Source organism: Psychrobacillus sp. Z3-81, assembly GCF_056620325.1.
In genome coordinates this window covers 135,065-159,403 of the sequence record NZ_JBWQPU010000004.1, presented here as the reverse complement: position 1 = coordinate 159,403, position 24,339 = coordinate 135,065, and the positions used below count along the sequence as shown (strand labels likewise).

The following is a 24,339-nucleotide window of genomic DNA, read 5'->3' as shown; positions in this document are numbered from 1 at the left end:
CTCCGAAAGTGAGCTCCGATTTTCAGCTTACTCTCGGATAGCGGCGGTTTATTCTCATTCATAGATACTTTATTCTCGCTCAGGGTAAACTTACTCTCGGTCGGCACCAGTCGATGAAAATCTTCTCCTAAAACGAGCTCCGATTTTCAGCTTACTCTCGGATAGCGACGGTTTACTCTCATTCATAGATGCTTTATTCTCGCTCAGGGTAAATTTACTCTCGGATAAGGTCCCTTTACTCTCATTCAGCCCCGTTATTCTCGTTCGGTGGGCGATTACTCTCACATAAGCCCCATTTACTCTCACCCGGCTCCCGCACACTCACCAGCCCGCCCTTAATGAAGACAACTTTCAGGAAAAGCTCAACTTACTTCTCCCATTTTGCTTGTACAGGAAATTCCATCCATTGGCGGTTACAATTAACTCTCGATTCTTCATTAGTTTAGGTTATTCTAATATACGGGCATACTCAGAGATCTCTCGGATAATCTAAAAGTATTCTCGGTAGGGAATCCCGTCGCATGGTGATGCTAACCGTTTCCACATTCCGATACCTACCCAGCAGCAGCTTCTACTAACCCACGAATCTCTCCAATTAGTGATACACTAGAGGAAAGATGGGAGGGAGTAGCATGGTAGTGGATTTTTACACGAGGCCTGGCTGTCATCTTTGTGATGATGCTCGGTTGATGCTGAAGCTGGTGCAGGAGGATGTTTCATTTGAAATAAATGAAGTGAACATAGAAGAAGATGATGAGCTGCATGAGAAGTATATGCTGATGATTCCTGTCATCGCGCTGCAAGGAAAGATTGTTCAGTATGGACAGGTGGATTATGTGACGATCTTAGAGGCATTGGAAAAATAATGCCTCAATGGGTCTCGGTTGCGGTTCAATACATATTACGGTATAATTCGATACGGATGTATATATTTTTTTATGTATATGGGACACTTTTGTGTCCAGTGGGACAAAAATGTCACAACGGAAGAGGAAGTGACGGATGAATTCTTTTCTTGAAGCGCAGGTGACCCTGTTGCCAGAGATGAAGGAATTGCTGCAAAAGCGGTATCGGATTCTTCAAACAGTTCAGCTTGCCAAAGGTATGGGCAGACGACAATTAGGGGAACATTTAGGTCTCTCCGAAAGAGATGCCCGGAAGGAAATGGACACGCTAAGAAACCAAGGACTAATTGAGATTTCAAGGGATGGAGCTTCTATCACGAGTGAAGGAACTAAAATTCTTCTGGAATTAAAGCAAATTGTCCAAGAGTGGTCTGGTCGATCTCAGCTAGAGGAAGCACTGCAAAAATATTTAAGTATAAAAAAAGTGATTATTGTTCCAGGAAATGCAGATACTAATAATAATACATCTATGCTTTTATCTCAGGAAGCAGCGAAGTATTTGGAGGGTATCTTGGGGAATGGCAATATCATTGCAGTGACAGGTGGCGAAACCATTGCATCCATCTCGACCGCGTTGCCGGAAACAAACAAATGGAAGGATCTATTGTTTATTGCGGCAAGAGGCGGGGTAGGGAAGGACGTAAGGCTACAAGCAAATACGATAGCCTCCTTATTTGCCAATAAACTGAACGGTTCTTACCGAACTTTATATATGCCAGATAGTTTAAGCGAAGAAGCCTATCAGGCAACGAAAAACGAACCGTTTATCCAGGAAATGATGGAGTTGTACAACCAAACGAACATCATCATCCATGGAATTGGTGATGCGCTTGAGATGGCTAGAAGAAGGAATTCGGGAGAAGAAGAGTTAGCTCGTCTTCGGGAACTAGGAGCGATAAGCGAAGCCTTTGGATATTATTATAATGACCAAGGGAAAGCGGTGCATAGAATCCCGACGATTGGTGTACAACTAGAGCAGTTGAGAAACATAGAGCACCTGCTGGCGGTTGCCGGTGGAGCAAAGAAAGCCAATGCCCTGCTATCCTACTTTAAACAAGCACCTCCACAAACGGTCCTTGTGACTGACGAGAGTGCCGCAAAAGAAATGATGAAGATTATACCAACAAATTAGGAGGAATATTACATGCCAGTTAAATTAGCGATTAATGGATTTGGACGTATCGGACGTAAAGTATTTCGTGAGGCAATCAACAATGAAAAAGTAGAAATCGTTGCAATCAACGACTTAACAGATGCTGCAATGCTTGCACATCTTTTAAAGTATGATTCTGTTCACGGAATTTCTGATGCAGACATCACATCCGAAGGAAACTACCTGATTGTAAACGGGAAAAACATTCATGTTTACGCTGAAAAAGACCCAGCTGCATTACCATGGGGCGAGCTTGGAGTAGACATCGTAATCGAAAGTACAGGTATCTTCCGTTCTACTGAAACAGCTGGTAAACACTTAGAAGCAGGAGCTAAAAAGGTTATCGTTTCTGCACCAGGACAAGGCGGTATGCCAACATTCGTAATGGGTGTTAACGATGACAAGTACAACCCAGAAACAGACCATGTTGTATCAAATGCTTCTTGTACAACAAACTGCTTATCACCAATCGCAAAAGTTTTACAAAACAACTTTGGTATCAAACGTGGAATGATGACAACTGTTCACTCTTACACAAACGACCAACGTATTCTTGACCTGCCACACAGCGACTACCGTCGTGCTCGTGCAGCAGGAGAATCTATGATTCCAACAACTACAGGAGCAGCTGCTGCAGTAGCAAAAGTTCTTCCTGAGTTAAAAGGAAAATTAGATGGATTAGCTGTACGTGTTCCAACACCAAACGTTTCACTAGTAGACTTTGTTGCAGAGCTAGAGAAAAACGTAACAGCTGAAGAATTGAATAAAGCTTTAAGAGATGCATCTGAAAACGAATTAAAAGGTATCCTAGATTTCAACGAACTTCCATTAGTATCTATCGATTACAATGGAAACACTGCTTCCTCAACAGTAGATGGATTATCTACAATGGTACTAGGGGACAACATGGTAAAAGTATTAGCTTGGTATGACAACGAGTCAGGCTACTCTAAACGCTGTGTAGACCTTGCTGTGCTAATGATGGAAAAAGGACTATAATTTGCATAGCGCTCCATATTCTGATTTATTTTGAATAGCGTTTAAGCAACAGACCCTCTATAATAAAAGAGGGTTGAGAGGAGCAAGGGATACCCTTTGCTCCTTTCTTGTTAGTAAAGAAATGTACTTTTGGTAACACTAATTCTCTGCATATTAAAGGAGGCTATTTCATGAATAAACAAACGATGCGTGACGTAGATGTAAAAGGGAAACGAGTATTCTGTCGTGTAGATTTCAACGTACCAATGGAGAATGGAGAAATCACAGATGACACTCGTATCCGTGCAGCACTTCCAACTATCCAGTACTTAATCGGTGAAGGTGCAAAGGTTATTCTTGCAAGTCATATGGGTCGTCCAAAGGGAGAAGTGAAGGAAGAGCTTCGTTTAACGAAGGTTGGAGAGCGTCTATCTTCTCTTCTTGAAAAGCCTGTTAAAAAGCTTGATGAATCTATCGGTGCACAGGTTGAGCAAGCGATTAGTGAAATGTCTGAGGGAGACGTCGTTTTATTAGAAAACGTGCGCTTCCATGCAGGGGAAGAAAAGAATGATCCAGAATTAGCAAAAGCCTTCGCATCACTTGCAGATATCTATGTAAACGATGCATTCGGAGCAGCACACCGTGCACACGCGACGACAGAAGGAATTGCAAAGCTATTGCCTGCTGTTTCTGGATTACTAATGGAGAAAGAGTTAGATGTGCTTGGAAAAGCATTATCTCAGCCAGACCGTCCATTCACAGCAATCATCGGTGGAGCGAAAGTTAAGGATAAAATCGGTGTCATTGAAAACTTATTGGACAAGGTAGATAACATCATCATTGGTGGTGGATTATCTTACACTTTCTTAAAATCTCAAGGCTATGATATCGGGAAATCCCTTGTAGAGGATGATAAGCTAGATCTAGCGAAGTCCTTTATTGACAAAGCAAAGGAAAAAGGCGTTTCCTTCCACCTACCTGTTGATGCGGTAGTAGCAGACGATTTCTCTAATGATGCAAATACAAAAGTAGTACGTATTGATCAAATTCCTTCAGACTGGGAAGGTCTTGATATTGGACCTGACACAGTGAAGCTATATGGTGATATTATTAAAGCTAGCAAGCTTATTATCTGGAACGGGCCAATGGGTGTGTTCGAGATGGAGTCATTTGCAAACGGCACAAAAGGTGTGGCGCAAGCAATGGCAGAAACTCAAGGTTACACAGTAATCGGCGGTGGAGATTCAGCTGCAGCGGTTGAAAAATTCCATGTAGCAGATAAAATGGATCATATATCCACTGGAGGAGGAGCTTCGCTTGAGTTCATGGAAGGTAAAGAACTTCCAGGAGTATCAGCATTAAACGATAAGTAATTAATGGAGGCGATGAACATTGCGTAAACGAGTGATTGCGGGAAACTGGAAAATGTATAAAACGTTACAAGAGGCTACAAACTTTGTAAGAGGGTTACGTGAGGAGAACATCTCCTCTGAAAAGGTAGAAGCAGTTATCTGCGCCCCAGCATTGTATTTAGACCGACTTGTGAGGGAAACGAAGGATTCCTATCTTTCTATCGGGGCTCAAACAATGCACGAGGAAAAGGAAGGCGCATTCACTGGGGAAGTTAGTGGGCATCAACTCCAAGAAATTGGCGTTCGCTACGTAGTAATCGGACATTCCGAAAGACGCCAATACTTTAACGAAACAGACGAGTCTGTGAATAAAAAAGTAAAGGCTGCGTTCAGCTATGAACTCACTCCTATCATTTGTGTAGGAGAGTCCTTAGAGCAACGCGAGCAAAATCAAACCGAGCAGATTGTATCCGGTCAAGTATCTGCTGCGCTAGAGGGACTTTCCGAGGAGCAGGTAAAAGCATCCATCATCGCATACGAGCCTATTTGGGCAATCGGTACAGGTAAAACTGCTACAGCGGATGATGCGAATGAAGTATGCCGTGCAATTCGCGAAACAATCCTGGATAGCTACGGTGAAGAAGTAGCTGCTGCAGTCCGTATTCAATACGGAGGTAGCGTAAAGCCGGAAAATATCGAAGAGTTGCTTTCAAAAGAAGATATTGACGGGGCTTTAGTTGGTGGAGCAAGTCTCCAGGTGGATTCTTTTGTGAAGCTTTTGGAGGCTGGAGCAAATGTCTAAAAGTCCTGTGGCACTAATTATTTTAGATGGCTTTGGAATGCGTGAAGAGACTTTCGGAAACGCAGTTGCCCAAGCGAATAAACCCAATTTCGATCGTTACTGGAATGAATACCCGACTTCTCACCTGATTGCTTCAGGTGAAGCAGTTGGTCTTCCAGAGGGACAAATGGGGAATTCAGAGGTTGGCCATTTAAATATAGGTGCTGGGAGAATTGTTTATCAAAACCTAACACGTATTAATAAATCCATCCGAGATGGAGAATTCTTTAAAGAGCCTGAGCTCATTGCTGCAATCGACCATGTAAAGAAGACAGGAGGAAAGCTTCACCTGCTTGGCCTTCTATCTGATGGAGGCGTGCACAGTCACTACTCCCATCTATTTGCATTGCTACGACTAGCAAAGGAGCAGGGCTTAGACCAAGCCTACATCCATGCTTTCCTAGACGGTCGTGACGTTGGCCCGAGAACAGCATTAGGCTTTGTAGAGGAAACAGAAGAAAAAATCGCAGAAATCGGAATCGGTAAGTTTGCAACAGTTAGCGGACGCTACTATGCAATGGACCGTGACAAACGCTGGGATCGTGTGATGCTAGCTTACAAGGCAATGGTCGATGGCACTGGTGGAACTAGCAAGTCTCCGAGGGAGGGCATTGAGTCCTCTTATGACGCAGATATCGTTGACGAGTTTGTCATGCCTTTCGTAATTGAAGAGGATGGCAAGCCAGTTGCAACAATCGACTCTGGAGATGCGATTATCTTCTTTAATTTCCGACCAGATAGAGCAAGCCAGCTATCCATGGCACTTAAAACGCCAGGCTTTGATGGTTTTGTTCGAAGCGATAAACATCCAGAAAACTTGAAGCTTGTGACATTCACACACTACAGCGAAGATGTCGTGGCAAATGTCGTATTTAAAACGATGGACCTTCACAACACATTAGGTGAAGTGCTGGCACATGAGAATAAAACACAGCTACGCATTGCGGAAACGGAAAAGTATCCGCATGTTACATTCTTCATGAGTGGTGGTCGTGAAGCAACCTTCCCAGGAGAAGAGCGTATCCTTATTGATTCTCCTAAAGTTGCTACTTATGATTTGAAGCCGGAAATGAGTGCGTATGAAGTTACGGAAGCATTGGTTGCACAAATCACAGCAGATAAATTTGATGCAATCATCCTAAACTTCGCGAACCCAGATATGGTAGGACACAGCGGAATGCTTGAGCCAACTGTGAAGGCAATCGAGGCTGTAGACGAATGTCTAGGCAGAGTAGTAGATGCTATTTTAGCAAAAGGTGGCGCTGCGATTATTACAGCAGACCACGGAAACTCAGACGAGGTAACTACGATGGAAGGAAAGCCAATGACGGCTCATACAACAAATCCAGTCCCTGTTATCGTAACGAAAAAGGGAGTAACGCTTCGCGACGAAGGGATTTTAGCCGATTTGGCACCGACCATGTTACATTTATTAGGAATAGAAACACCGCCTGAAATGACAGGTAAAACATTAATGGAAACGGAGAGTTGAAAATGCCAATTATTACACAAGTTCAAGCACGTGAGGTATTAGATTCACGTGGAAATCCAACAGTAGAGGTAGAAGTATTTACAGAGAGTGGAGCTTTTGGTCGTGCAATCGTTCCATCTGGTGCGTCTACTGGTGAATATGAGGCAGTAGAGCTACGCGATGGCGATAAATCAAGATATCTTGGAAAAGGAGTTCTAAAAGCAGTTGAGAACGTAAACAACATAATTGCTAATGAATTAGAGGAAAACTTCTCTGTTCTTGACCAAGTATCTATCGACCGTGCAATGATCGAATTAGACGGTACAGAAAATAAAGGAAACCTAGGCGCAAACGCTATTCTAGGTGTATCTATGGCGGTAGCACACGCAGCTGCTGACTACTTAGATGTTCCTTTATATCAATATCTAGGTGGCTTTAACTCTAAACAGCTTCCTGTTCCAATGATGAACATCTTAAACGGCGGTGAGCATGCCGACAACAACGTGGACATCCAAGAATTCATGATCATGCCAGTAGGAGCAGAATCTTTCCGCCAAGCACTTCGCATGGGCGCTGAAATTTTCCACAGCTTAAAAGGCGTATTGAAAGAAAAAGGATTAAACACAGCTGTTGGTGACGAGGGTGGATTCGCTCCAAACTTGAAATCTAACGAAGAAGCACTTGCAACTATCATGACTGCAATCGAAAAAGCTGGCTACAAGCCTGGCGAAGAAGTATTACTTGCAATGGACGTAGCTTCTTCTGAGCTATTCAACAAAGAAGATGGCAAGTACCACTTATCAGGAGAAGGCGTTGTAAGAACTTCTGAAGAAATGGTTGATTGGTACGAAGAGCTTTGCAACAAATACCCAATCATCTCTATCGAAGACGGTTTAGACGAAAACGACTGGAATGGCCACAAGCTATTAACAGAGCGTATCGGAAACCGCGTTCAATTAGTAGGAGACGACCTATTCGTAACAAACACGAAAAAACTTGCACAAGGAATTGAGCAAGGCGTAGGAAACTCTATCCTAATCAAAGTAAACCAAATCGGTACACTTACTGAAACATTCGACGCAATTGAAATGGCAAAACGCGCTGGCTACACTGCAGTAATCTCTCACCGCTCTGGTGAATCTGAAGATGTAACAATCGCAGACATCGCAGTAGCAACAAACGCTGGCCAAATCAAAACAGGAGCACCATCACGCTCTGACCGCGTAGCAAAATACAACCAATTACTACGCATCGAAGACCAACTCTTCGGAACATCTCAATACCTAGGAAAGAACACTTTCTACAACCTACGATAAGTGAGATATAATGGGCCGCCCACATGTTTGTGGGCGGTTTTTTTGTTTGGTGTGGGAAATTAGTGCGGCTGGGAGACTCATTGTAGCAAAAACCATGGGGATTGTAGCAAAAATAGAGGTCATTGTAGCAAAAATGGCCTTGATTGTAGCAGTTTTTCTTCTGCGGGGATCCATTGTAGCAAAAACTCTAGGGATTGTAGCAAAAATGGGGGTCATTGTAGCAGAAATGGACTTGATTGTAGCACTTTTTCTCTCAGGACATTCATAGAGAAAAAGAATGTTGTAAAAATTGACCCTAATGTTGTAAAAATGAGCGGTAATGTTGTAATTCTTCTTCCGCGGAAAAAGAATGTTGTAAAAATAGCCTCCAATGTTGTAAAAACAGACCATAATGTTGTAAAAACCACGGCCAATGTTGTAATTCCGCCACCTCGACCACCTAAAAGAAAAAACCCCTCACAAAACAAAAAAGCTGCTTCCCCAGAAGCAGCTTTCCCATTCCATCTTATCCATACATATAAGGGCCAATCAGTAAACAAACGACCACCAAGTTAAACAACGTCGTAAACATGACCGCAAAATTAAATGACTCGTCTGTGACCCGCAGCTTGCTAATCACAAGCGGCACGACAGATAAAAGAACCCCTCCCAGTAACAAGCCCACCAATTGCAGACTACTCTCCACGAAAGGCAATGTACTAAGGAGAGTTTCAATCGATATCATCTGCGTGAAGAAGATTGCCTGGGAAATGAAAAGCACTAAAACAAATAAGCCAAAGATTTTGCTATGCAAGTTCACAATATGCTTCTTTTGCAATCCCACCAGCAATCCATAGACAATCACCAAAGTAGCGACGATCCAAGTGAAAGAGAAGATGATAAGTATAAACCCAGTAAACACCTTAGAAATCAACGAGTACAAAGCTTCCTTCAAGTCTCCATCTTGAAGCTGTTTACTTTCTTCAATTAATTCCGCATCAGAGGATGCAAACTGTAAATGCTTCTTCGTGCCCTCGATATCAAAAAAGAGCACCGTATCCTCGTTCAGCATGGTCGGACGGTCGTTATGCTCACCGGCTTTGCTAAATGCCGAAGCAGTCACAACCAAACCCTCAAGCTTGCCAGCGTATAATTGGTTGGACGCAGAGAAGGCTACATAGGTGGCATCACCCGCAGTAAGTATGCTTGGCGTTCCTACACCGGATAGCTTGCGGCCTGTCTCTTCACTCATAAAAGTCACTGTCTCAAATGCGACCTGTTGGTTTTCAGACAAATCAAATGCTGCAAGCTGAATCGTTTTGGATTTCGAGCCGCCAGCAATCAGTGTTGTTTCTGCAAGCACTCCATAGCCGTCCTTCATTTCCATAAAGTCCAATGAATTGACGATATCCATTGTACCAAGCTTAAACGCAAAAAGTTCCCTCACTCCATCAGCTAGCTGATAAACGACAAACTGGTTCTCTGTCTTACTCTTCGTTACCACGAACACGACATCACTCACCAGCTGCACGTCATAGATAGGCTCAACAAAAGGAGTCACTTGATCACCTACTACCACCTCTTGCTCCTTCGTCCAATAGACTAGCTGCTCTTTATTCACAACAAAGTTATCAACGCCTTTAGCGATAATCTCTTCACCAGAAGCGTCTTTGCGAATCAGTGCTTCATTGCGGTAATAATAAAATTTGTCCCGGTCACTCCACGTATTCTTCGTGGTAGTGAAAATCTCATATGTATGCAAATGCTCACAATCTAGCTCCCTATCACAGCCCAGCACGTATTGATTATCAAAATCTCTTAAACTGATTGTGTAACCAGCATCCTCTTCGACAACTTGAATGACAGAGAATCTACTTTCTGGGGCATCCACCGAGAAGGCTCTAGTCCATTTTTCAGATGGAAGCGAAGTTTGCTCGTTTAAGGTAAACCAATAGTTTAGGCCGATTAAGCCTAAGGCAATAAGGATGGCGAAAATCCATAGTCTGTTTTTCATGATGATTATCTCTTTTCCTAAATATTTGTGCCCCGCATTAAGGGACAGTAAGACTCCCACATCAAGATGGGAGACAGCTAAGTGGGAGATCAACTGTCCTATAGCCCGATTGGTTCAACTAATGATTGGTGTGGGATGAAAGAAAACCCCCACCAATCAAAGTTTCACTTTATCCCGCATTAAGGGACAGTAAGACTCCCACTTCAAGATGGCAAAAGAAATAAGACAGCTAAGTGGGAGATCAACTGTCCCTAAAAGCCCGATTGGTTCAACTAATGATTGGTGGGGGATAAAGAAAACCCCCACCAATCAAAGTTTCACTTTATAAGTCTATTATAATATGAATTTCCTCTTTTTAGCAGATGGAATTAACTCTATATCTTTGTTCATACTATTGTAACTTTCTAATATCTTTGTTATGATAAGAGTTGTTGTGAAAGTTTCTATCAGGAGGTGTAACAATGAGTACATTTTTAATGGTATTATTAGTAATCGTGTCACTTGCTTTGATTGTTGTTGTATTATTGCAATCAGGAAAGAGTGCTGGACTGTCAGGAGCGATCTCCGGTGGAGCTGAGCAACTATTTGGCAAACAAAAAGCTCGAGGTATGGACCTTGTGTTACATAGAGTGACGATTGTTCTTTCAGTATTGTTCTTTATTTTGACAATTGCTGTTATGAAATTCTAATAAGCATGCGTACGCCTGGCCAACAGTCGATTGGTTAGGCGTTTTCTTTTCTATTTTTTTATACATAAGCTAAAATAAAAGCAATAGGTGTGAACGGAGGTTTTATTGAATGAGAATTACGACACCGAAGCCATTCTTTTTCCAGGCTGGAAAACGTGCTGTCCTACTGCTGCATGGTTTCACGGGGAACTCCTCAGATGTCCGAATGCTTGGGAGATTTCTAGAGAAGAACGGCTATACATCCCTTGCGCCACATTACAAGGGACATGGGGTGCCGCCAGAGGAGCTGCTGGAGACAGGACCACAAGACTGGTGGAAGGATGTGATCCGTGCATATGACCGCTTAAAGGCTGAGGGCTATGATGAGATAGCGGTTGCTGGACTTTCACTCGGAGGCATTTTTTCATTAAAATTGGGGTATACAGTCCCTGTAAAAGGAATTGTCACGATGTGCTCGCCGATGACGATGAGAACAACGGACCTCATGTTTGAGGGAGTGTTAAAATACGCAAGAGATTATAAACGATATGAAGGAAAGTCGGCGGAGCAGATAGAAGAAGAAGTAGAGGCAATCCGCCAGCGACCAATGCAAACACTTGGTGAGCTGCGTGAATTCGTCTACAACGTCCGCGAAAAAGTGGATCATATCTATGCACCGTTACTAGTGACGCAAGGGAAGAAGGATACCGTGATCGACATTAACTCTGCCAACTACATATACGAGCAGGCAGAATCACTCGACAAAGATATCAAATGGTATGAAAACTCGGGTCATGTTATTACGCTAGATTCCGAAAAGGAGCAGCTACACGCTGATATACTAAACTTTTTAGAATCACTGGACTGGAATGTGTAAAACAGGCCGATTGCGCACACGCTGAAAAAGGAGGGATGTTTTAGGATGGACAATTTAAAGGAAACATTATTGGAATTAATGAACGATGAAGCATATAAGCCGATGACCACAAAGGAAATCGAGGAGCATTTACAATTAGAGGATGCAGACGATTTTAAAACACTCGTCAAAACACTTGTCCAAATGGAGGACGCTGGGCAGGTAGTTCGCTCACGCTCTAATCGTTATGGTGTCCCAGCTCGCATGAATTTAATCGCAGGAACATTTATCGGGCATGCAAAGGGCTTCGGATTCGTTGCCCCAGAAGAAGATGGCATGGACGATATCTTTATTCCACCAACGGAAACGAATGGTGCGATGAACGGAGACAAGGTGCTCATCCGCGTATCGAAGGAATCCTCTGGAGACCGTCGTGAAGGGTCAATCATCAAAATTACCCAACGCGGTACTACACAGGTAGTAGGAACGTTCCAGGATAATAAAGGCTTCGGCTTCGTCATCCCGGATGATAAGAAAGTTCCGATGGATGTATTCATCGCAAAGGGTGACACGCTAGGTGCCATTGAAGGGCATAAGGTAGTAGTGGAAATCACCGAATGGCCAAGTGAAAGACGCTCGGCTACAGGGATTGTTACGAAGATTCTTGGGCATAAAAATGACCCAGGTGTCGATATCCTGTCTATTATCTATAAGCACGGTATTACGATCGACTTCCCGCAAGACGTAATCGACCAAGCGGAATCCGTGCCAGACCAAATCGCTGAAGAGGATCTAGAAAATCGTCGTGACCTTCGTAATGAAGTGATCGTAACGATTGACGGAGCAGATGCGAAGGACCTGGATGATGCTGTAACAGTGCAGAAGCTTCCAGATGGTACGTATAAGCTGGGTGTCCACATTGCAGACGTTAGCCATTATGTGACGGAGGGCTCGCCGATTGACCGTGAAGCGTATGACAGAGGAACGAGCGTTTACTTGGCAGATCGTGTAATCCCGATGATTCCACATCGTCTGTCGAACGGAATCTGTTCCTTGAATCCACAGGTGGACCGTTTGACGCTATCCTGTGAGATGATCATCGACGGCTCTGGTATGGTATTATCGCATGAAATCTTCCAAAGTGTCATCAAGACAAAGGAGCGTATGACGTATTCCGATGTTTACAAGATACTAGAGGAAAAGGACGAGGCTCTCATCGAGCGCTATAAAGACCTCGTGCCGATGTTCGAATTAATGGCAGAGCTTGCAGAGATTCTGCGCAATAAAAGAGAGCGTCGTGGGGCAATCGATTTCGACTTCCCAGAGGCAAAAATTTCGATAGATGAAGACGGCTGGCCAACTGGCGTATCCATTCGTGAGCGTACAGTAGCAGAGCGTCTAATTGAAGAGTTCATGCTTGCTGCCAATGAAACAGTAGCAGAGCATTTCAAATGGATGGATGTACCGTTCATCTATCGTATCCATGAGGATCCAAAGCCAGAGAAGCTACAACGCTTCTTCGAATTCCTGACAAACTTCGGCTTAGTCGTGAAGGGTTCAGGAAACGATATTCATCCGAAGGCACTTCAAGAAATCATCGAAAGTATTGAAGGAATGCCAGAGGAGCCGGTAATCTCGACTATGCTGCTTCGCTCACTACAGCAGGCGAAATATTACGCGGAATGTCTAGGACACTTCGGTTTATCGACTGAGTTCTATACGCATTTCACTTCACCGATTCGTCGTTACCCGGACTTGATCGTGCACCGATTGATCCGTACGTATCTGGTGAACGGAGATGTATCCTCTGCAACGATTAACCACTGGGGAGCAATCATGGACGATATCGCGGAGCATACGTCGAAGCGTGAGCGCCGAGCAGTAGATGCAGAGCGTGACACGGATGCACTGAAAAAAGCGCAATATATGGCCGATAAGATCGGCGAAGAGTTTGAAGGTATCGTAAGCTCTGTCACAAACTTCGGGATGTTTATCGAGCTTCCTAACACGATTGAGGGGCTTGTCCACGTAACGAACATGACAGATGACTACTATCGCTTCGATGACCGTCAAATGATGATGATCGGCGAGCGCTCTGGTAAGCAGTTCCGAATTGGAGACGAAGTGACTGTTCGAGTGGCTTCTGTTAATCCAGAGGAGGCTGCTATCGACTTCGAGGTAGTGGGAATGAAGAAATCCTTCGGCCGAACTCGCAAGGAGACTCCTAAGGTCATCCATGCCTCCAAAAGAGGCAGCGGCAAGGATCGTAAGGACAAATCTCAGCCAGGACCGAAAAAAGGACCAAAACAGAAAAAGAAATTCTACGAATCCGTTGCGAAAAAATCGCAGCGCAGAAAGAGACCAAAGAAAAAATAGAGGAGCGTAACAGCGCGCTCCTCAACGCTGTGTAGGGGTGAATCCATTGGCAAAGAAACACGACGACAAGGTGCTTGCCCAAAACAAAAAGGCGAGCCATGACTATTTCATCGAGGACACCTTCGAGGCGGGGATCGTCTTGCAGGGAACCGAGATCAAATCCATCCGAAACGGGAAGGTACAGCTAAAGGACTCCTTCGTCCGAATCCGAAACAACGAGGCATGGATCTCCAACATGCACATCAGCCCATACGAGCAAGGGAATCGCTTCAACCACGACCCACTTCGCTCACGTAAGCTGCTGCTGCACAAAAAGCAGATCAACACGTTAATCGGAGAAACAAAGCGCGAGGGTTACACCATCGTCCCTTTGAAGATGTATATTAAAAATGGCTACGCCAAGGTATTAATCGGACTAGGAAAAGGGAAGAAGGACTACGACAAGCGCGACGTCCTGAAGCAGAAGGAAGCAAAACGCGAGATGGAGCGTGCGTTTAAGGCACGGAATCAATAAAGAGCCGGACCGCAAACAAGCCAGAACTCTAAACCAAGCAGCTGGCAAGGAAGAACCTGCTAGCATTGGAACAAGCCTTTCCCTTGAATTTTGACCAACTTTGATGTATCATTATCACTGTAACGAAGCTTACATTATTCCATAAACGGGGACGTTATGGATTCGACAGGGATGATCTAAGCTTGAGTTGCGCGTCAGAGGCTCGGCTCTGTAAAAACGGACCTTATAATAACAGGCAAAACAAACAACAACTTAGCATTCGCAGCGTAAGCTCGGATCTGCTCTAACTATCCATCGCCCATGTGGCTAGGTAGAGCTCACTCTTAGTGGGATACGGCTGTCAGTGCCACTTGAGCTGCCAGCAAGAGATTTCCAAGTTAGCGTACAGGACGCCCGCTTATCGGCATAATGTCACGCGAAACCCAAATAGGTAAGCTACACGCGTAGAAGCTTAAGTGTTAGAGTTTCTGGACGCGGGTTCAAATCCCGCCGTCTCCATACATTGGTAACCGTCACTTGTGGCGGTATATCAACGGTTATAACTACATCGGGGCGTTTTACGTTTGCTAGTCGCAAGCATATTTCGCTTAACAATCGACCTTCTAATCTTTAACGGATTGGAGGGTTTTTTGTTGTCTAAAAATAATCGTAAGCATGGCGTATTTGCAGTAGATAAGCGCTTTGATAATATTACGATAAACAGAACGTCTATAAGAAACGTAGGATTAGAAATCATTCAAGCGCTACGTATCGTATTTCGGCAAATGGAGATAAGCAAAAGAAGCGTTATCTAGAGAAATCGTAAGGGTTACAAAAGACAGACTACCAGACGTATTCGATTCCATGATAGATAACATCCAGCAAACAGGCAATGCAACGGTATTTAGGACGTTAATACAAGCTCACGGTATGTTGATTGAATCAAAATGGATTGTAGGTAAGACCTTTTAACTTTATATTTATTACCTACTAGGTATATATTAATCTTAAAAAGATTGATATTTTACTTTATCAATAATAATTTGATATGTATATTACAAATTATAATCCTTTTCTTTATACTACTTTCTTTATTCTATCTTAATTGTTATATTTTACATTGTAAGTAAAATGTTTCTTTATGTACATAACTCACAGGTATAAGAATAAAATAAGAAGGAGAAAGATATAACGATGGTTTTTATTCACAAAGAAGATATGGACGCTTTATTGCCAAAGACTTGTCCTCCAGAAAAGGCCATTTCTAAAGACGTTGACCCTGTATACAGGTTTATTGAAAATGAAAAAGTGGAACCAATTGATTTTAAATCACATAAGGAAAGAGAAATGAAGTACCCATCTTATCAGGAATGCGGTAGACTAGCCATTTCCTTTTATACTTCAGAGGAGGCAGTTGAGAAAGCTCTTCAAAGATTTCCGTTTTTTAGGGATAAAAAAGTTGCTTCGGGTAAGATAACATCCAGTTGCGGAAAACTCTTCACAAAGAATGGTCATATAAATTTATGGCTTTATAAGGGGGTAGATATGGTAAGAGTGTTTACAAGAGAGGAGAAGAATGGTGAAGAAGAGTAAAATTACATACCGTGAGTTAGCTAGTACCGAACTTATCCATGTCTTTGAATACTTTGATTTTCCTTTATTTTTTATATCTAAAAATAAACAAGATGAATTGTATTTAAATTATTATATAAAAAAGTTAGAAGATAATATGGATCAATGGTTTTTCAGTAGGATTTCAAATAAAGAGTTACAAAATTTGATATATAAAAGAACATCAGTATTAGCTTTATTAAATAATCTTAAAGAAAAATCTAGATTGACTTATTTAACAATCGACTCAAATATACAAAATGATGATGAATATATAGAGATAATACCAGTAACCCAAGAAAACTTACTCCCGAATAGCTTCCCGGAAGTGGATTATTTTGTAGAATATGATTATCATACTGATAACGAATTGGTAGAAGTAGCAGAAGATCTTATTGATACATCTATGGTTAAATTAGTATTAAAAGATTCTAGAAATAGTCATGATATTGGACTAGATGTTTTCATTGGTGTCCTAAATAATTTAAAGAAATCTTTGAATCAAATTGCAAGTGATATTGGAACTAAATTATTGGGTGCAGAGACTAACTCAGAAATCAATTTAAGAATCGATTCACTTCAACCCTCTTCTTTTGGAGTAATATTAAAAACAGAACCTCTCGAGAGGGATTTATTCGAAATACAGGAAAAGTCATTAAATTATTTATTCGATATCATAGGGGATATACCAGTCAAAAAATCTGAAGTAATTAAAGAACAGGTAGAAATTGATGAAGTGTATTCTCTCGCCACTATAAAAAATGTAAATAATTTGCTGAAAGATGTGGCAGATAAAAGATTTACATTAATATTAGAAGCCGATACACAGTCTAGAACTAGAAAAGCTGTAAAGTTTGAAGTAAATTCCTACGATAAACTTAATGTATTAACAGATATTTTGAGGGAAAAAAGTGAAATTACAGAAAGTGTAACTGAAATTGAAGGGATGTTAACATCTATAAATACCATAAATAACAAGTTTAGAATTCTTTCTGAAATATTTGGAGATATAAGCGGTAAGATGTCTAAAGAAATGTTTAAAAAGTTAAAAGAGGATGGGCAACTACAATTTAAAGTTCCAAGTAAAATCAAAGCCACTCTGAAGATAGAAACGATTAATGATTATATTGAGGATCAGCATACAACTAAATATATTCTTGTTGATTATGAGCAACCTGAATAGGTGTCGATAAGTCTTTGAAAAATAAAGAGTTGAATCGGATTATTCATTTCAAGTTTATTCTATAGTAGAAACTCCACATTGCCACCGAACTACATCGAATTAGAAATAATTCTTATAACGAAATCATATGATTTCATACAGTGTCAAAACCCTTGTTATCAAGGGTTTTTTCTTTTGGTTCTATAATATTTGTTGGGGTATCCAAACAACTTCACAATAAAAAAAAGCACAAAATCACACTTTTTTATATACTTGAATTGACGAGAAACAAGCAATAGAAAGGTGATTTGTGCTGTTTGAATTTTAACATGAATATCCCAGGATTCTAAGGTGTAGAAATTAAAAAAATAGAAGAGCTGGAGATGGGCGTGGCGATTTCGGTTGAACTACCACGTCAAGCGTATGACCGTTATTTTCTACAAGCGTCGTCGTTATGTGTGTACTTGTAGGAAGCGCTTCGCTTAAAAAACAGACTTTATCGAGCGTTATCAACGTTTTAGCAAAGAAGCGAATCAAGCTTTAAGTATTCAATCGATTAAAGCAAAGACATTTAAAGAGGCGGAGGAAGTGACGGGAATCTCCAGCACGACAAGTAATCCGCCGCTTTAAGAAAGTCGCACACAAAGAGATGGTCAAAGGTGTTCAATTGCCGAAGGCCATTGCGATTGATGAATACAAGGGCGATACAGATGCAGGAAAATACCAACTAATTATTGCGGATGCCGAAACCAGAGAACCGATCGATATCTTGCCAAACAGTCGCAAAGAAACGATTAAAGATTATTTAAGACGCTATGGTAGTGAAGTGAAAGTCGTTGTGATGGATATGAGCATATGCTTTAAATCAGCTGTCCGTCAGTCTTTAGGAAGACGGTCATTGTAGCAGACCGCTTTCATTTTTGTCGTTATATTTATTGGGCATTGGACTCGGTTCGTCGAGAAGTCAGTGCAAGCGAATGCGTCATGTGCTCTATAAACGTCCTGTAAAGCTGAAAGAGAAGGAACGATTCTACTTAGCGTGATATACAGAAATGTCGCCCGTCCTAAAAGCTGCATATGAATTAAAACAGGCATACTGCGAATGGTTTGATTGCTCCAAAAAAGAAAAGAATCTAGCGAAGATCAAAGAAGGACTCTTTGAATTTTATAAACTAGTGGATGAGTCGGGAATCCCTGCATTTAAGCGAGCGGTTCAGACCTTCAAAAACTGGCAGACTGAAATCTTGAATAGCTTTACATTCGGCTATTCTAATGGCTTCTTGGAGGGCATTAACAAAAAAACAAAAGTGATGAAACGGAATACGTATGGATTCAGACGTTTCAATCACTTCAAGGCGAAGATCTTATTAAATTTAAAGTATAAAAATATGGGTGTTCATGTGGGATGAAATTCATGCGGAAATTATTTCACCCCAACATTAGACTTAGAACCTATATAATTTGGTCTTTTGAAGAAAAGAGATATAGATTGTATATTCTGAATACGCAACAAGTTCATATGGTAAGTGAACTTTATCCTTCTTAATGTTAGGCATATAACAGCAAAGGAATGATGTTCTTATTTTACAGACGTAAAATTTATTTTTTTAAGATACGTCTTGTTTCGGCGTATTTCTGTCTGAGTTCATTTCTTTCTAATTTTAGGCGAAGCTCCTTACCTATTAACTTAACAATCTTCCATGCACCTTCTTGAAAATTCGGATATGCGTCCATGTATTTAACGAACGGAGAATTAAATACTTGTTTGGCATCAGTATCAAATCCGCTAGGGGACTGAGTACCGTAAACTCTATTAGGCACGTCTAACGTAGATAAATCATATCCTCCGTATACTGGAGCATTTATAGCCTTATCTAATGTAAGTTGTATAGCAATATCGAAAACCTTTCCTTTAATTTCAACCCATGAGTGGTCAAAATACTGTGTCTCTACTTTTACTTCTCCAATACATAACTCGTTATCAATTTTTTGTTCTCTTAATAAAACATGAAAAATGCTGGAGATTAAATGGCATGCACCTGGATTAGGATGTTTTTTATAATAATCCGATATTGCAAAAAAAGTATTAAAAATCTTCTCCTTTTGTTCGTGCTCGAATGGAGTCTCTGTAGCTACTATTCGAAAAGACTTAGTTTGACTTAAAGTTGCTTTTTTCATAACCTTCTCCCTTCCCTCTTATATTGTTAATTATATCATTCACATTATTGGAATAATACACCATAAATGTTATGGTTAATTGAATAGAGCAAGAAAACTTTACTTTATAGATGGATTTATTTCTTTACTCGCAAAGGCAAATATAGGAGTAAAAAAAACAGTATTGCTTTCTTTATTTAACATCTAATCCAACTATTTTTTAAAAGGTTGGATTAGATTAACATTAATGTAGCTGACTATAGATAGTTTTATTTCCTGGTTACGGTATAATAGATTAAAAGGTTTCTTATTATTAAGTTATTTAGAATTCATAGAATATAAAGGGAGATTTAAATGAGTTGGCATTTTGGTTCATCTGTCGAAGCAATACCATATGCAGATGCTAATTCATATTCACTAGGAATTAATGATGTCATTAATGAGATTTTATATAACTCATTGTATAATAATGGGTGGTTAATTAATTATGCGTGTGAAGTTAGAATCTCACTTTAAAAGGAGCAGTCATATAATTTAACTGCTCCTTTTTTATCTACAGAACGCAACGATTGAGAAGAGGGTTTAGATGAGTACATGGATATTTCAAGGTAATCCAAAAAGATTCAATGTTGATGATTATTTGTTAGAGAATGAAAGTATTTGGTGGTCTATTCGCCAACATCATTTAGCTGAACGAATTCAATTAGGTGATGTGGTATTTATTTGGCGATCTGACGGTACAAATAAGGGGAGTGGGGGAATTATTGCTAGAACAGAGGTTATAAGTCTACCCCGGGATTATACAAACGATGATGGGTCTTCTCGATACTGGTATGAGGATGTGAGTGGAGATACATATTTGGCTGTTGAACTTAAGGTTCTAGAGGTAGAAGTAGAAAATTTATTAAAGCGTACAGTATTGCTTAAAGATGATATTTTGAAGGAACTTCCTATATTAAAATTGAAACAAAATACTAATTACCTTTTAGACGATAACTTAGGATTAAGCTTAAGTATTGCTTGGAAAGAGTTAAGCTCCAGCAATAATGTAACTTTAGGTGATACATATGATTTACCAGTTTTAGATTCTAACGGTCGTGTTAGAGAGTACAACTACTATCCAGATGAACTGAAAGGCCAGGTTATATTTGAACACTTAATAAATAATAAAACACATCGATGGATGGATATTAATATTCTTGGGCGTGATGGGAATACAAATGGTCGTGATTCAGCTAATATTCTCTATTATCTGGGTATGAGAGCAGATTATAGAGGTATTTTTGAAGGGAAGTCACTAGAAGAATTAATAGAGATTCTTCTGACTAAGGGAGAAGATTATAAAGACATTGTTCGACTCTTGAGTATTTATGGTAAATCAAAAGAATTATACGAGAAGGTTAAATCTGATATTGATGCTCAAGAAGTAGAAGAAGGTAATAGAGTAGAGGGAACGAAGAAAACATACTATGTGAACACATACGAACGTGACCCTAAGAATAGAAAAAAAGCAATTGAAATTCATGGTGTAACATGCTTTGCTTGTGGCTTTAATTTTGAAAAAGTGTATGGTGAGCGTGGAAAAGACTTTATTGAAGTTCATCATATTAAACCATTAAGTACATTAGAAAAAGCAACTGAAATTAACCCAGAAACGGATTTAGTGCCGTTATGCGCTAATTGTCATCGAATGATACATAGGAGAAAAGATGATGTATTGAGTGTGGAAGACCTAAAAAAACTTATTAAATGGCATAATAACTAAAACTGTTTTCAGTTAACAAATATGAAAGGAATACAAAAGCACGACAAGAGTGTTTGAAACATTACGGATATAATTGTACTGTATGTAATTTAAACTAGAGAAATCTTATGGAGAATTAGATTACTTATAGGTGAAAAGGGGAAAATATTATGGATGATTTTAAAGATTTACTTGAAGGAGGAGGGGAGAATTTAACCTTAGAAAATTTAATCTCAAAAGGTTATTTACCATACGAGATAATACCAGCTATTACAACGAAAGATTTCGGAAAAAAAGCAGAACAAATATCAAATTATATTAAGAGCTTTAAAGGTGAACAATCGAGTAAATATTATAGTTATAGTATTCCTAAAGTAAAACATGTTAGAAGGACTTTAGGGATACCTAACCCATATCATCAATTAAAATTATCACAAAAAATTGTAGAAAACTGGGAAGGCGTTAATGGTTTCGTTCAATCATCGCCTATTTCGTTAAGTAAACCTAAAGTGAATAAATTATCAGTAACGAATAATTTAAGAGAAGTGAGAACATTCTCGAGGGAAATAAACCTATCTGAGATATCTAAACATAGTATTTTAAGTTCTACTGATTCTAGATATTTGCTGAAAGCTGATATTTCTAGATTTTATCCTACGATTTATACACATATTATTCCGTGGGCGTTACATAGTAAAGAGTTGTCAAAAGCGAGTTTGAATGATAAGAGTTTGTTTAAAACTTTATTTGGAAATGATATTGATAAGTTTGTAAGGGCTACTCAAGAAAACCAAACTATTGGTATTCCTATTGGACCTGATACATCATTGGTGATTTCTGAAATCATTGGAGGAGCGATTGACAAGAGACTTCAGACTGAGTTGAAAGAAAAGAAAATTCGACTTAAGGGCTTTCGTTTTGTTGATGATTTTTATTTATACTTTAAAACATACAATGAAGCTCAAGTAGCGCTCTCTACATTGCATCAGATAGCTAAGGATTTAGAATTAGAGTTAAGCCCAGAAAAAACACATATTATTGAATTACCTTATGTAGTAGAGCCGAAATGGACAATTGAGTTAAGAAGTTTCCAAAAAAAATTGGAAACTAATGATTTTTCAGATGATGAAATCCTAACATATTTTAGTAGAGCATTTGAACTTTCAAAAGAGTATCCAAATGAATCAGTTTTAAAATATGCAATTTCTGAAATTGCAGATTTACAAGTTAAAGCAAGTTCATGGGAAATTTACGAATCACTTTTATATAATGCAATGGTAGTTGAACCGAGTATTTTGTCTACAGCTACTGAAATTTTATTGGGGTATAAAAACGCCAAATATAATATTAATGAAAACATGCTTAAGGAAACCCTATTTGAAATTATTTACTATCATATTCCATCTGGACATACACATGAAATTAGTTGGGCATTATGGTTATGTAAAACATTTAATTTTAAAGTACCTGTAAAGTTAGTAAAAGAATTGGTGAAAATTGATGATTGTATTATTTCGTTAATGTTACTTGATTTGTATTCTAAGAAAAAAATATCTAGTTTAGATGTTTCTAAATGGACAAGCATGTTGATAAAAGAAAACCTATACAAGAGTAATTGGCTACTGGTTTATGAATCTATACTTAAAGGATGGCTTCAACCAGAAAACGGGGAGAATTTTTTGTTAGAGGATAAATTCTTTAAGTACTTATTTGAGAAGAATATTAGTTTTTATGATGCCAAGGAACAAGTAGTCCCAGTGAAAGTTAATGTTTCTAAAAGTACAATGCAAGTAAGAAGAAATAATCGAAGAAAAAGAAGATTGTATTAAAAACTTTATATCTGCTTTATGATATGGTGAATTATACTACAGATCTTTGAACCAAGTTCGTAAATATGTAATACTCCCTAGTGGATAAAATCGTTGAAATGAGCGCGGCTTTAAAGCGTGTAATCCCTTGTGGTTCTAAGTGTCGGCATAATGTTACGCGAAACCCTAATAGGTAAGCTACACGCGTAGAAGCTTAAGTGTTATAGAGTTTCTGGACGCGGGTTCAAATCCCGCCGTCTCCATATTACGAAATCAACTGATTTTATAAAGTGTTAAAATCCTTGATAATAAGGGTTTTTGACACTTTTTTAAACTCAATGAGTTTCATTGGAAGTCTTATAAAAAGGGCTATAATAAATACAAATCATACTTACACACTCACTCCTTGAGAGTAACTATTTTGGTTGGATTTCGACACCACCACATTTGATAAAGAATCTTTAAAAATATGTTGTTCACTCATCGGTAGAGGCATTTAACACACATTCTACGATAAGTTTTATTCTTTATAGAAATATTTATGGTTCCTTATTTGCCTTTTTATTTCTTTAACCTTACCTTCCACAAATAATCCCCTTTAACAAATATGAATCCATCAGCATAAGTCGCCACATATTCATTATCGTCTGCATCAATAAATGTAACTCTTAAAGTAAGTTTTTTCTCAGTCACACCATCTTGATCGATTCCTAAAGGCAAACATTGCGTAGATGTGAAACCAAATTCAAAGTAAGCGACTAATTCATCTTTAGGAGCTAATTTAAGTTGATAATCTGCGCCTATAATATTATCTTTTGTTCCAAATAAGCGATGAGAAGTTAAGAGTTTGTCGTCTTCATAAATTTCTAAGAAGCCCCAAGTAATTGTAATCGGCTTGTTTAAGTAATTGCTGATTTTACAACGTAAATCAGCGCATCCAGTTTTAGGTCTGGTAGCAAAGAGATGGCCATCCATTATTTTTATTTCAACGTTATCTATCTCATACATTTTATCTAAATCTGATTTTGTGACAAAATCATTAGTAGCTCCTCTTCGAATCCACATTGTACCTTTATTTATTTTATCCTTATATTTCTTTTTTAATATGTAAGGTCTGTTATTAGGTTTGATTTCTAAAATTTGAAACTTTTTATCGTTATATATAACAGAGTGAAGTTGGATTTCTAGATGAGGCTCGATATTCTCGAACAGAAGTTGATCAATGATTGATTGATCAACACATGTTTCTAATCCGACAAGTTCTTTAATATTTTCGCGATCCTTTACACCGAATACAATATACTTATTCTTTTTTAAATGGCCATTTGCAAAGCTAAGGACATCTTTTAGAAGGTCGCCGTAATTATTTGAATGATAAAAACTACTCTTAAAATCGATTATTTCTCCTTCTGCTAATGCTAATAATTGCTCGAATTGTTCATGATTCAATTAAGT

Annotated in this window: 20 protein-coding genes, 1 tRNA gene, 1 other RNA gene and 1 pseudogene; 20 read left to right on the top strand and 3 right to left on the bottom strand. The window is 39.5% G+C overall.

Features of this window, described 5'->3' with window-relative positions; all coding sequences use genetic code 11:
• The first annotated feature begins 632 nt into the window (after window positions 1-632).
• The 8 genes from AC1ECF_RS06325 to AC1ECF_RS06290 all read left to right on the top strand — a co-directional run bounded on the left by AC1ECF_RS06325 (window position 633) and on the right by AC1ECF_RS06290 (window position 8,284).
• Window positions 633-866, top strand: a complete 234-nt coding sequence (locus AC1ECF_RS06325; protein ID WP_480388562.1) for a glutaredoxin family protein — start codon at window positions 633-635, stop codon at window positions 864-866.
• Between the two features lie 136 nt (window positions 867-1,002).
• Entirely contained in the window at window positions 1,003-2,037 is a 1,035-nt protein-coding gene (locus AC1ECF_RS06320; protein WP_480388561.1) for a sugar-binding transcriptional regulator, read from the top strand.
• Between the two features lie 12 nt (window positions 2,038-2,049).
• Window positions 2,050-3,057: a type I glyceraldehyde-3-phosphate dehydrogenase gene (gene gap, locus AC1ECF_RS06315; protein WP_480388560.1), complete on the top strand. Its 1,008-nt coding sequence runs from the start codon at window positions 2,050-2,052 to the stop codon at window positions 3,055-3,057.
• 170 nt (window positions 3,058-3,227) lie between these two features.
• Entirely contained in the window at window positions 3,228-4,409 is a 1,182-nt protein-coding gene (locus tag AC1ECF_RS06310; protein WP_480388559.1) for a phosphoglycerate kinase, read from the top strand.
• Between the two features lie 19 nt (window positions 4,410-4,428).
• The gene (gene tpiA, locus AC1ECF_RS06305) at window positions 4,429-5,190 is read left to right on the top strand and encodes a triose-phosphate isomerase (RefSeq protein WP_480388558.1); all 762 of its coding nucleotides are present in this window, start codon (window positions 4,429-4,431) and stop codon (window positions 5,188-5,190) included.
• Window positions 5,183-6,721, top strand: coding sequence for a 2,3-bisphosphoglycerate-independent phosphoglycerate mutase (gene gpmI / locus AC1ECF_RS06300; RefSeq protein WP_480388557.1), 1,539 nt, complete (start codon window positions 5,183-5,185; stop codon window positions 6,719-6,721). The genes tpiA and gpmI overlap by 8 nt, the downstream gene beginning before the upstream one ends.
• Before the next feature lie 2 nt (window positions 6,722-6,723).
• Complete coding sequence (eno, locus tag AC1ECF_RS06295; RefSeq protein ID WP_480388556.1) at window positions 6,724-8,016, top strand: phosphopyruvate hydratase; 1,293 nt, start codon at window positions 6,724-6,726, stop codon at window positions 8,014-8,016.
• A gap of 46 nt (window positions 8,017-8,062) precedes the next feature.
• Window positions 8,063-8,284 carry a hypothetical protein gene (locus tag AC1ECF_RS06290; RefSeq protein WP_480388555.1) on the top strand — a complete coding sequence of 74 codons (222 nt, stop codon included), beginning with the start codon at window positions 8,063-8,065 and terminating at the stop codon, window positions 8,282-8,284.
• A gap of 237 nt (window positions 8,285-8,521) precedes the next feature.
• On the opposite strand, the gene AC1ECF_RS06285 is transcribed toward AC1ECF_RS06290, so the two are convergent.
• Complete coding sequence (locus AC1ECF_RS06285) at window positions 8,522-10,009, bottom strand: hypothetical protein (RefSeq protein WP_480388554.1); 1,488 nt, start codon at window positions 10,007-10,009, stop codon at window positions 8,522-8,524.
• A gap of 461 nt (window positions 10,010-10,470) precedes the next feature.
• On the opposite strand from AC1ECF_RS06285, the gene secG reads away from it, so the two are divergent.
• The 9 genes and pseudogenes from secG to AC1ECF_RS06240 form a co-directional block, all read left to right on the top strand.
• The gene (gene secG / locus AC1ECF_RS06280) at window positions 10,471-10,698 is read left to right on the top strand and encodes a preprotein translocase subunit SecG (protein WP_480388553.1); all 228 of its coding nucleotides are present in this window, start codon (window positions 10,471-10,473) and stop codon (window positions 10,696-10,698) included.
• Between the two features lie 109 nt (window positions 10,699-10,807).
• Window positions 10,808-11,554 carry an alpha/beta hydrolase gene (locus tag AC1ECF_RS06275; RefSeq protein WP_480388552.1) on the top strand — a complete coding sequence of 249 codons (747 nt, stop codon included), beginning with the start codon at window positions 10,808-10,810 and terminating at the stop codon, window positions 11,552-11,554.
• A 45-nt stretch (window positions 11,555-11,599) separates the two neighbouring features.
• Entirely contained in the window at window positions 11,600-13,909 is a 2,310-nt protein-coding gene (gene rnr / locus AC1ECF_RS06270) for a ribonuclease R (protein WP_480388551.1), read from the top strand.
• Between the two features lie 46 nt (window positions 13,910-13,955).
• A complete protein-coding gene (gene smpB / locus AC1ECF_RS06265; RefSeq protein ID WP_480388550.1) occupies window positions 13,956-14,423 on the top strand; it encodes an SsrA-binding protein SmpB in 468 nt (155 codons plus the stop codon).
• A 147-nt stretch (window positions 14,424-14,570) separates the two neighbouring features.
• Window positions 14,571-14,924, top strand: a transfer-messenger RNA (tmRNA) gene (gene ssrA, locus AC1ECF_RS06260).
• Between the two features lie 131 nt (window positions 14,925-15,055).
• Entirely contained in the window at window positions 15,056-15,217 is a 162-nt protein-coding gene (locus AC1ECF_RS06255; protein ID WP_480388549.1) for a hypothetical protein, read from the top strand.
• Window positions 15,218-15,596: 379 nt separating this feature from the next.
• Complete coding sequence (locus tag AC1ECF_RS06250; RefSeq protein WP_480388548.1) at window positions 15,597-15,995, top strand: hypothetical protein; 399 nt, start codon at window positions 15,597-15,599, stop codon at window positions 15,993-15,995.
• The gene (locus AC1ECF_RS06245; RefSeq protein WP_480388547.1) at window positions 15,982-17,196 is read left to right on the top strand and encodes a DUF6575 domain-containing protein; all 1,215 of its coding nucleotides are present in this window, start codon (window positions 15,982-15,984) and stop codon (window positions 17,194-17,196) included. The genes AC1ECF_RS06250 and AC1ECF_RS06245 overlap by 14 nt, the downstream gene beginning before the upstream one ends.
• Window positions 17,197-17,592: 396 nt before the next feature.
• Window positions 17,593-18,584 (top strand): annotated as a pseudogene (locus AC1ECF_RS06240) (ISL3 family transposase); the annotation flags it as partial.
• 190 nt (window positions 18,585-18,774) lie between these two features.
• On the opposite strand, the gene AC1ECF_RS06235 reads toward AC1ECF_RS06240, so the two are convergent.
• The gene (locus AC1ECF_RS06235) at window positions 18,775-19,353 is read right to left on the bottom strand and encodes a lasso peptide biosynthesis protein (protein ID WP_480388546.1); all 579 of its coding nucleotides are present in this window, start codon (window positions 19,351-19,353) and stop codon (window positions 18,775-18,777) included.
• Window positions 19,354-19,918: 565 nt separating this feature from the next.
• Between AC1ECF_RS06235 and AC1ECF_RS06230 the strand changes: the two genes are divergently transcribed.
• The 3 genes from AC1ECF_RS06230 to AC1ECF_RS06220 all read left to right on the top strand — a co-directional run bounded on the left by AC1ECF_RS06230 (window position 19,919) and on the right by AC1ECF_RS06220 (window position 23,147).
• On the top strand, window positions 19,919-21,097 hold the full coding sequence (locus AC1ECF_RS06230; RefSeq protein WP_480388545.1) for an EVE domain-containing protein: 1,179 nt from the start codon (window positions 19,919-19,921) through the stop codon (window positions 21,095-21,097).
• 149 nt (window positions 21,098-21,246) lie between these two features.
• Window positions 21,247-22,905 carry an RNA-directed DNA polymerase gene (locus AC1ECF_RS06225; RefSeq protein WP_480388544.1) on the top strand — a complete coding sequence of 553 codons (1,659 nt, stop codon included), beginning with the start codon at window positions 21,247-21,249 and terminating at the stop codon, window positions 22,903-22,905.
• Window positions 22,906-23,057: 152 nt separating this feature from the next.
• A tRNA-OTHER gene (locus AC1ECF_RS06220) sits at window positions 23,058-23,147 on the top strand.
• Window positions 23,148-23,445: 298 nt separating this feature from the next.
• Here the strand turns inward: AC1ECF_RS06220 and AC1ECF_RS06215 are convergent.
• Window positions 23,446-24,333, bottom strand: coding sequence for an AlbA family DNA-binding domain-containing protein (locus tag AC1ECF_RS06215; protein WP_480388543.1), 888 nt, complete (start codon window positions 24,331-24,333; stop codon window positions 23,446-23,448).
• Window positions 24,334-24,339 lie beyond the last annotated feature (6 nt).

What these genes read in the sequence shown, in the direction of transcription:
- AC1ECF_RS06325 (WP_480388562.1), top strand. Translation starts at nt 633, where the DNA reads ATGGTAGTGGATTTTTACACGAGGCCTGGCTGTCATCTTTGTGATGAT.
- AC1ECF_RS06320 (WP_480388561.1), top strand. Translation starts at nt 1,003, where the DNA reads ATGAATTCTTTTCTTGAAGCGCAGGTGACCCTGTTGCCAGAGATGAAG.
- gap (WP_480388560.1), top strand. Translation starts at nt 2,050, where the DNA reads ATGCCAGTTAAATTAGCGATTAATGGATTTGGACGTATCGGACGTAAA.
- AC1ECF_RS06310 (WP_480388559.1), top strand. Translation starts at nt 3,228, where the DNA reads ATGAATAAACAAACGATGCGTGACGTAGATGTAAAAGGGAAACGAGTA.
- gpmI (WP_480388557.1), top strand. Translation starts at nt 5,183, where the DNA reads ATGTCTAAAAGTCCTGTGGCACTAATTATTTTAGATGGCTTTGGAATG.
- eno (WP_480388556.1), top strand. Translation starts at nt 6,724, where the DNA reads ATGCCAATTATTACACAAGTTCAAGCACGTGAGGTATTAGATTCACGT.
- AC1ECF_RS06285 (WP_480388554.1), bottom strand. Translation starts at nt 10,009, where the DNA reads ATGAAAAACAGACTATGGATTTTCGCCATCCTTATTGCCTTAGGCTTA.
- secG (WP_480388553.1), top strand. Translation starts at nt 10,471, where the DNA reads ATGAGTACATTTTTAATGGTATTATTAGTAATCGTGTCACTTGCTTTG.
- AC1ECF_RS06275 (WP_480388552.1), top strand. Translation starts at nt 10,808, where the DNA reads ATGAGAATTACGACACCGAAGCCATTCTTTTTCCAGGCTGGAAAACGT.
- rnr (WP_480388551.1), top strand. Translation starts at nt 11,600, where the DNA reads ATGGACAATTTAAAGGAAACATTATTGGAATTAATGAACGATGAAGCA.
- AC1ECF_RS06250 (WP_480388548.1), top strand. Translation starts at nt 15,597, where the DNA reads ATGGTTTTTATTCACAAAGAAGATATGGACGCTTTATTGCCAAAGACT.
- AC1ECF_RS06235 (WP_480388546.1), bottom strand. Translation starts at nt 19,353, where the DNA reads ATGAAAAAAGCAACTTTAAGTCAAACTAAGTCTTTTCGAATAGTAGCT.
- AC1ECF_RS06230 (WP_480388545.1), top strand. Translation starts at nt 19,919, where the DNA reads ATGAGTACATGGATATTTCAAGGTAATCCAAAAAGATTCAATGTTGAT.
- AC1ECF_RS06225 (WP_480388544.1), top strand. Translation starts at nt 21,247, where the DNA reads ATGGATGATTTTAAAGATTTACTTGAAGGAGGAGGGGAGAATTTAACC.